Annotated in this window: 10 protein-coding genes and 3 pseudogenes; 9 read left to right on the forward strand and 4 right to left on the reverse strand. The window is 65.3% G+C overall.

Annotated features, from left to right (window positions below):
* The 3 genes and pseudogenes from KBZ07_RS13855 to KBZ07_RS13865 form a co-directional block, all read left to right on the forward strand.
* A pseudogene (locus KBZ07_RS13855) lies at nucleotides 1-540 on the forward strand (dTDP-glucose 4,6-dehydratase); the annotation flags it as partial.
* Between the two features lie 261 nt (nucleotides 541-801).
* Nucleotides 802-1,032 carry a DUF433 domain-containing protein gene (locus tag KBZ07_RS13860; RefSeq protein ID WP_254932163.1) on the forward strand — a complete coding sequence of 77 codons (231 nt, stop codon included), beginning with the start codon at nucleotides 802-804 and terminating at the stop codon, nucleotides 1,030-1,032.
* A gap of 10 nt (nucleotides 1,033-1,042) precedes the next feature.
* Nucleotides 1,043-1,354, forward strand: a complete 312-nt coding sequence (locus KBZ07_RS13865) for a DUF5615 family PIN-like protein (protein WP_254932164.1) — start codon at nucleotides 1,043-1,045, stop codon at nucleotides 1,352-1,354.
* A gap of 64 nt (nucleotides 1,355-1,418) precedes the next feature.
* Here KBZ07_RS13865 and KBZ07_RS13870 read toward each other — a convergent pair whose 3' ends face one another.
* Both KBZ07_RS13870 and KBZ07_RS13875 read right to left on the reverse strand, forming a co-directional pair.
* Complete coding sequence (locus KBZ07_RS13870) at nucleotides 1,419-2,552, reverse strand: DUF1501 domain-containing protein (protein WP_254932165.1); 1,134 nt, start codon at nucleotides 2,550-2,552, stop codon at nucleotides 1,419-1,421.
* 7 nt (nucleotides 2,553-2,559) lie between these two features.
* Nucleotides 2,560-3,645: a DUF1800 family protein gene (locus KBZ07_RS13875; RefSeq protein WP_254932166.1), complete on the reverse strand. Its 1,086-nt coding sequence runs from the start codon at nucleotides 3,643-3,645 to the stop codon at nucleotides 2,560-2,562.
* A 98-nt stretch (nucleotides 3,646-3,743) separates the two neighbouring features.
* Here KBZ07_RS13875 and KBZ07_RS13880 point away from each other — a divergent pair.
* The 3 genes and pseudogenes from KBZ07_RS13880 to KBZ07_RS13890 form a co-directional block, all read left to right on the forward strand.
* Nucleotides 3,744-4,183 (forward strand): annotated as a pseudogene (locus tag KBZ07_RS13880) (GDP-mannose 4,6-dehydratase); the annotation flags it as partial.
* Between the two features lie 35 nt (nucleotides 4,184-4,218).
* Nucleotides 4,219-4,800, forward strand: a complete 582-nt coding sequence (locus KBZ07_RS13885) for a hypothetical protein (protein WP_254932167.1) — start codon at nucleotides 4,219-4,221, stop codon at nucleotides 4,798-4,800.
* A 75-nt stretch (nucleotides 4,801-4,875) separates the two neighbouring features.
* A complete protein-coding gene (locus tag KBZ07_RS13890) occupies nucleotides 4,876-5,010 on the forward strand; it encodes an ATP-binding protein (RefSeq protein ID WP_254932168.1) in 135 nt (44 codons plus the stop codon).
* 42 nt (nucleotides 5,011-5,052) lie between these two features.
* On the opposite strand, the gene KBZ07_RS13895 is transcribed toward KBZ07_RS13890, so the two are convergent.
* Together KBZ07_RS13895 and KBZ07_RS13900 are read right to left on the reverse strand one after the other, a co-directional pair.
* Complete coding sequence (locus KBZ07_RS13895) at nucleotides 5,053-5,439, reverse strand: PIN domain-containing protein (protein WP_254932169.1); 387 nt, start codon at nucleotides 5,437-5,439, stop codon at nucleotides 5,053-5,055.
* Nucleotides 5,439-5,672, reverse strand: a complete 234-nt coding sequence (locus tag KBZ07_RS13900) for an AbrB/MazE/SpoVT family DNA-binding domain-containing protein (protein WP_106502755.1) — start codon at nucleotides 5,670-5,672, stop codon at nucleotides 5,439-5,441. The genes KBZ07_RS13895 and KBZ07_RS13900 overlap by 1 nt, the downstream gene beginning before the upstream one ends.
* Before the next feature lie 443 nt (nucleotides 5,673-6,115).
* Between KBZ07_RS13900 and KBZ07_RS16495 the strand changes: the two genes are divergently transcribed.
* From KBZ07_RS16495 to KBZ07_RS13910, 3 genes and pseudogenes are all read left to right on the forward strand, one after another.
* On the forward strand, nucleotides 6,116-6,436 hold the full coding sequence (locus tag KBZ07_RS16495) for a type II toxin-antitoxin system Phd/YefM family antitoxin (protein WP_396124097.1): 321 nt from the start codon (nucleotides 6,116-6,118) through the stop codon (nucleotides 6,434-6,436).
* Entirely contained in the window at nucleotides 6,433-6,852 is a 420-nt protein-coding gene (locus KBZ07_RS13905) for a PIN domain-containing protein (RefSeq protein WP_254932170.1), read from the forward strand. Before KBZ07_RS16495 ends, KBZ07_RS13905 begins: the two co-directional genes overlap by 4 nt.
* 75 nt (nucleotides 6,853-6,927) lie before the next feature.
* A pseudogene (locus KBZ07_RS13910) lies at nucleotides 6,928-7,143 on the forward strand (NAD-dependent epimerase/dehydratase family protein); the annotation flags it as partial.

Genomic DNA, 7,143 nt, shown 5'->3' on the forward strand with positions numbered 1-7,143 from the left:
ACCACATCTCCACCGATGAGGTGTTCGGCTCCCTTGGCGAAACGGGCCGCTTCTGCGAAACCACCCCCTACGATTCCCGCTCGCCCTATTCAGCGAGCAAGGCGGCCAGTGCTCACCAACTGCTCCAACAACTACGGCCCCTGGCAATTTCCCGAGAAGCTGGCGCCAACGTGCGCGACTGTCTCTATGTGGAAGACCACGTGGATGCGCTGCTGCGTAGGAGGCCATGGGGAACGCACGAACAAAGAGTTGGTGGAAGTTATCTGCAGTGCGCTCGATGACCTGCTGCCCGCTGGCGCTCCCCACAGCCGCCTGGTCACGCCGGTGACGGATCGCCCTGGCCACGACCGGCGTTACGCGATTGATCCAACCCGGATCAGCAGCGAGCTGGACTGGCAGCCGCGCCATAGCTTTGAGGAGGGTCTGGCCGCAACGGTGCGCTGGTACCTGGGGCAGCAGGAGTGGTGCCGGCGGGTACGGGAGCAGGGCGGCTACAGCGGCGGCCGGCTGGGGGTGCTGGCGGCGGCCGGGGCGAACTGATCCCGGCAAAGGCCCCTATCGTTTGTGCCGGCTCTGCCTGGCTGCCACACCCAGGCGCAATCCCTGGACCAGCTGATGGAGCGTGTTCAGGAGGCCATTGCGCTCTACCTGGAGGTGGAGGGTGATTCAGCCAGTGAACCGGACTTTGTGGGTGTTCAAGTGGTGGCGGTTGAGGCGGAGGCCGTCAGCCCGCAGCCTCCGGGTGCGCCTTTGGCTCATGCTTCCGCGGAAAGACCCCGGAAATCCTCTTACTCTCTGACCATGGACCTGCTTCAGCGAATCAGCATTGACCCCGCAGTGCGCTTCGGCAAGCCGTGCGTGAGGGGTACGCGGTTGACGGTCGGCGATGTGCTCGGCGTCCTGGCAGCCGGCAGGGCGGAAGCTGAATTGCTGCTGGACTTCCCCCAGCTCACCCATGAGGATGTGCTGGCCTGTCTCGCTTTTGCGGCGGAGCGCGAAAAGCGGCTGATCACCAGCGCAGCGGCGGTATAGGCAGGCCAGCGTGAGTTCACCACAGCTGCTGATGGAGCGGTTTCCGAGCTCCACCCATGTGCGCATGATCGGCCTGGGAGGCGCCAGTGACACAGCAATCTGGGAATGGGCCCGCCAAGAGGGCCTGGTCCTGGTGACCAAAGATGAGGATTTCCTCGATCTCAGCGTGACCCGGGGATGTCCGCCCAAGGTTGTGTGTCTGGCCATCGGCAATGCCAGCAATGCCGCCACGGCGATTCTGTTGCTGCAGCAAGCGGAGACGATCGAGCGGTTCTGCACCCACCCGGAGGCCGGATTCCTGCTATTGCGACCCACAACCTGAAAGCCCAGTTGCATCTTCATCCTTCAGTGACCCGACGACCTCACCCGCGGGTGAGCCAGCACCCTCAAACCCCCGCCACCTGCAGCACCTGCCGATAGAGCTCAGGTGGGCTGAGGCCAGGGATCAGGTCGCCGCGATCGTCCAGATCGCTGAGGCTGGGGTAGCGGCCAAGCAAGCGATCGGGCCATTGATCGCCCAGCAGCAGGGCCACGGAGGCGCTGCCGTGGTCGGTGCCGCCGGAACCGTTTTCGTGCAGGCGGCGGCCGAATTCACTCACGGCCAGCAGGGTGACGGGTGGACGCTGGGGCAGACGCTCCAGTCCAGCGGCGAATGCAGCCAGGGCTGCCGCCAGCTCGCCGAGGACCCGGCCGTGGCCAGCGGCCTGATCGGCGTGGGTGTCGTAGCCGCCCTGGGCGAGCTGGAGCACGGGCGGGCAGTCGCCGCTGCCGATCAACCGCAGGGCTAGGGCCACCTGCTGACCCAGGCCGCTGGGCGGGAACTCCAGGCCAGGGGGCAAGGGGGCCAGCTGCTGGCGCAGGAGCTGTAGCTGCTGGGCGCCGGCCTGCTCCAGGGCAAGCATCCGCCGCAGCAGCGCATGGCTGCCGGCCTGGGCGGGATCAACACCGGCAACCGGGCGAGCGTTCAGTTCCGCGGGGGAGAGCTGCAGAGCCAGGGCGGCGCCGCCCTCCATGGCCGGGCAGCCGGCGGGGCCGAGGGCCAGCAGTGGGCCGGGATGGTGCTGGCGATCGAGGGCGGCCGCCAACCAGCCCACTCCCTCTCCGCTGGGGGAGGCGGTGGCCCACTGGTCGGCGGCCTTGAAGTGGCTGCGGTTGGGATGGGGCCAGCCCACCCCCAGCGCCACGGCCAGACGACGGCTCTGCCAGAGAGGCAGCAGCGGCGCCAGGGCGGGATGCAGCGTCAGGCCAGAGACCAGAGGCAACGCCTCAGACTCCGGCAGCGCCAGACGGGGCCTGGCTTGGCGGTAGAGGGGATCGCGCAGCGGCGCGACGGTGTTGAGGCCGTCGTTGCCGCCGCGCAGCTCCAGCAGCACCAGCACGGAATGGGGCGGTGCCGGTGGAGGCGGCAGCAGGGGCGGTGGCAGCTGAAATGGCGAACCGCCAGCATTGACGCGGCCTGCAGCCAGGGCGGAACCGGCGGAGCCGGCGAGCAGTAGCGAGAGCAGGGAGCGGCGCTTCATCAGATCGTCATGCCAGTTGCCACACGGGATCGGCGAACAGGGCCGACAGATTGGAACGGGTGGGCGCGGCCGGCAGGGCCAGGCCCAGGGGCGGAATCGGCGTGAGGCTGGCCGGCAGCTCGGCGGGCAGCTCGGCGCTGGCCCACACCTCCTCATCGGCGAGCAGGGCCTGGAGGCCTCGGCGGCGGGCCTGCAGCCAGCGCAGGTTGAGCCATTGGGCGTTGTGGGGCCAGCCCTGCACCGACGGCGGCTCAAAAGGGGCCTGGCCCATGGCGCTCAGGCCGCGCAGGCTGATGGCCAGGGCATCGGGGTGGCGACTGCTGAGCAGGCGCAGGCTGCGGGCCACTACCTCCAGCGGATCGGCGAGCCGCAGACCCTGCTGGCGGCTGGCGATCGCCTCTGGGCTGGCCTCGATCGCCTGCTTGAGCCAGGAGATGGAGAGCTGCTGCTGGCGCCAGCCGCTGGCGAGGGCTTCCAGCCGCGCGGGTGGCGGCGGTGTGCCCACCCGCTGTAGCCAGAGGCGGGTGGTGATGTGGCGGGCGGTGCCGGGTTGCTCGGCCAGCCAGGCGGCCAGGCTGGCTCCATCGAAGGTTGCGGTGCGGCCGAGGATGGTTTTGGGTCCTGGATCATGGCGGCGCGGATCGAGCACTAGCTGGTGGTCGGCGGTGAGGCGATAGCCGCTGAGGGCGCGGGCCGCCTCACGCACATCGGTTTCGCTGTAGTGCCCCTCGCCGAGGGAGAAGAGCTCCAGCAGCTCACGGGCCAGGTTTTCGTTGGGGTTGCTGCGGTGATTGGCCGGGCCGTTGAGCGAGAGCTGCAGGGCCGGGTCGAGCACCATCGCCGTAAGCAGGGCTTTGAAGCTGCCGCCCAGGTGCTGACGGATGGTGGCGATCTGCTGCTCAAGCAGCACGACATCGGGAAGCTGCTGCCAGCTCACCGGAAAGAGAGCGAGCCAGAGCTGGATCTCGGCGGCCTGTTCGGGCTGGGGCCCCCAGGCGAGCCGGCTGAGCCACTGGCGCTGCAGGGCCTCCGCCTGCCGGCGCCGGCAGGCCCCGCGGGTGCGGGCGGGGAGACTGCTGCAGAGGGAGCGCACGACTCGCCCGCCAGGGAGATGACAGCAGTCTGAGGCGTTTGGACCCAGGCGACAGATCTGCACACCACCCCGCCCCTATTCAGCGAGCAAGGCGGCCAATGCTCACCAACTGCAGCAACAACTACGGCCCCTGGCAATTTCCCGAGAAGCTGGCGCCAACGTGCGCGACTGGCTCTATGTGGAAGACCACGTGGATGCGCTGCTGCGTTGGCGGGTCTGGTTCAAACGGAACAGCCATGGGGAGCGCACGAATAAAGAGGTGGTGGAAGCGATCTGCAGTGCGCTCGATGACCTGCTGCCCGCTGGTACCCCCCCCCACAGCCGTCTGATCACGCCGTTGACCGATCGCCCTGGTCACGACCGCCGTTACGCGATTGATCCAACCCGGATCAGCAGCGAGCTCGGCTGGCAGCCGCGCCACAGCTTTGAAGCCGGCCTGGCAGCAACGGTGCGCTGGTATCTCGAGAACCTCGACTGGTGCAGCCAGGTGCGCGATCGGGCCGGCTATGGCGACGGCCGGCTGGACAGGCACCCCTGATGACATAAGGCACACAGGATGGCTAGGCTTGGCGCATGAAGCCGTTCGCCTGGAGTCCGGAGAAGAATGCCCATCTCATTGCCGAACGAGAGATTTGCTTCGAGGCGGTTGTGGTCGCTATTGAAGCCGGAGAAATCCTGGATGTGCTGGAACATCCAAGCCAGGCTCGTTACCCAGGCCAGCGGATTCTGGTTGTCCGAATCAACGGCTACGTGCATCTTGTGCCCTACGTGGAAGCAGACGACCATCTGTTCCTGAAGACCATCATCCCCAGCCGCAAAGCCCAGCGTCATTACAACAACGACTCCTCCCCTGGTGGAAGCGTGCCTGACACAACATCCATAGTTCAGCTCGACGCCGAGGAACAGCAGCTACTCGATGATTTTGAGCACGATGCAATGCTCAGTGTGGCGACGTCTTCCCTCCTGGAGGGTCTACGTGAATCCGCAAGAGCGACGGGACAGAAGGATCAGCGCATCAACATTCGCCTCTCCAGCGGCGATCTCCAGGCGATCCGCACAAGGGCATTGCAAGCGGGCATTCCCTATCAGACCCTGATCAGCAGCATCCTGCATCAGTTCGTGAATGGCGACCTACAGCAACGCTCCGCCAGGTGAATCAGATCGTCTCCCCAACAAACTCATCCCCATGGTGATGCACATCCGCCCCACCCCGGGGAATTCATCGAAGGGGTGGTTCTCGAGCCGTGCGCGCTCTCCATCCGACTGGTGCACCACTGCCACATCGTGGGCATCAAGGGCGAGAGCTACCGGCAAAAACAAGCCGCAGCAAGGGTTTCCAGCGATCAGAGCGACCCGCCTACGTAATTGACGCGGAGCAGACGGCTGCTGGTGTCGAACGGGCGCTGCTCACCCCAGCCACTCCTGATCGAGGCCGGCGATCGGCTGAAACTCCGGGTCCTTGTGCAACAGGGTGGCGCCGCACTGGAGAGCCGCCGCCGCAATCCAGGCATCGGCCAAGGAGAGGCGATGGCTGGCTTTGAGTTCAGCTGCGCTCAGCAGCAGGGGCTCGGTGGCCTCCAGCCAGTCGATCGGCAAGGCCTGGAGCTGCTCATAGGCCAGGCGGCCAGCCCGCTCGCCTTCATCTTTCCAGACCCGGCAGAGCACCTCCATGCGGGTCATGAAACAGGCCACGCATCGCACAGGCGCTTCCAGCAGCTGGACGACGCGATCGGCGCCGGGCTCGTTATCACGGAGGGTGAGCAGGGCTGAGGTATCGAGGCAGAAACGGGACATCAGGCCTCCAGGGCGGCATCGGCTTGTCGATCGGCTAACAGCCGCCGGGAGGAGCCCCCTTGTTTCCCCTGGCCGCGAAAGGCCTGAATGGGGGAGGCGGCCACTGGGACCACGCGGATTGAACCATCGGCCTCCACCAACCACTCCAGCCGCTGGGAGGGCCCGAGGGCAAAGCGCTCGCGAATCGCGGCGGGGATCACGGTTTGGCCGCGGGAGGTGATTGTGCTTCTCATGTCAAATCGGCTGAATTACTCAGCATCTTATCTGGTAATTCAGCATCGGGGATGGCGGCAGGCCGTGCGCGCTCTCCATCCGGCAGGTGGCGCTGCGGTTGTCGCGGGTGCTGGGGCGCAGTGCCGAAAACTGGATTGCCATGCAGGACAGCCACGACCTCTGGCAAGCCCGTCAGCGACTCGATCTTTCAGGGCTGACCCTGATGGAGCTCACGCCGGCATGTAGGTGCTTTCACCCGGCAAAGCAAAGCCGAGCAGGCTGCGATCGCCGCAACGCAGGGCCTCATGTTGGTGACGCGCAACATCAGGGATTTAGAGGCGTTTGACGGATTGCAACTGCTGAATGGGTTTGAAGAGCCATGACCACCTGCAGCCGGCCGGCCGCCCATGGCTGAAGGCCTACACCCTAAAATTAGACTAGAATTCTGGTCTAAGCTTCAAGGATGGATACGGTGGATCAGGCGGTGTCTCTATCGACAGCAAAAACCCACTTGGCCGGCTTGGTGCAGGCGGCGGAAGCAGGCGAGGTGGTTCACATTTCACGCCATGGCAAGCCTGTTGCCGTGCTGATCTCCGAGCAGGCCTACGCCTCATTGCAGGGCCACCAGTCAAGACGAGGCGTCTGGACTGCCATCGCGGATTGGCGTGCAGTTGCCCATGGGCGCCATGCCGATGATTGGCCCCTGGACTCAGGCCCAGTTGGCACACAGGAAATCGAAGCCTGGCGCGATCGCTCAACGGGCAGGGAGGTGCAGCTCGGATGAACGTGCTGCTGGATACCAATGTGCTGTCTGAACCCCTGCGAGAGCTGCCAGATCCGGCTGTTATGGCACAGCTGGAATCGGAAGAGCATGTCTTGCATACGGCCAGCGTGGTGATCCACGAACTGAGCTACGGCATCCACCGTTTGCCTTCCGGGCGAAAGCAGCAACGACTCAACAGTTATCTGCAGGGGTTGCTGACAAGTGGCCTCACCGTGTTGCCTTACGACGGTAAGGCTGCTCTGTGGCATGGCGAGCAGCGCGCCAGGTTGGATGCCAGGGGTCTGCGTCCGCCGTTTGCGGATGGCCAGATCGCGGCCATCGCCGCAACACAGGCCTTGGTGGTGGTAACGCGCAATACCGCCGATTTCGAAGCCTTTGAGGGCTTAGATGTGCTGAATTGGTTCTCACTATCCTGACGCAAAATCCACCGTTCAGCCGGACGCAAAGGGACAGCAGCTGCTCGATCCGCATGGCGGACGCGGGCAACCCCAGTGATCCTGAAGGCGGCCGCCGGCGAGCCGATACCGCTTTATGGCGATGGCGCCAACGTGCGCGACTGGCTCTACGTGGAAGACCACGTGGATGCGCTACTGCGTTGGAGGGTCTGGTTCAAACGGAACAGCCAGGGAACGCACGAATAAAGAGGTGGTGGAAGTGATCTGCAGTGCGCTCGATGACCTGCTGCCCACTGGTACCCCCCACAGCCG

The sequence above is a fragment of the Cyanobium sp. BA20m-14 genome (assembly GCF_024346295.1).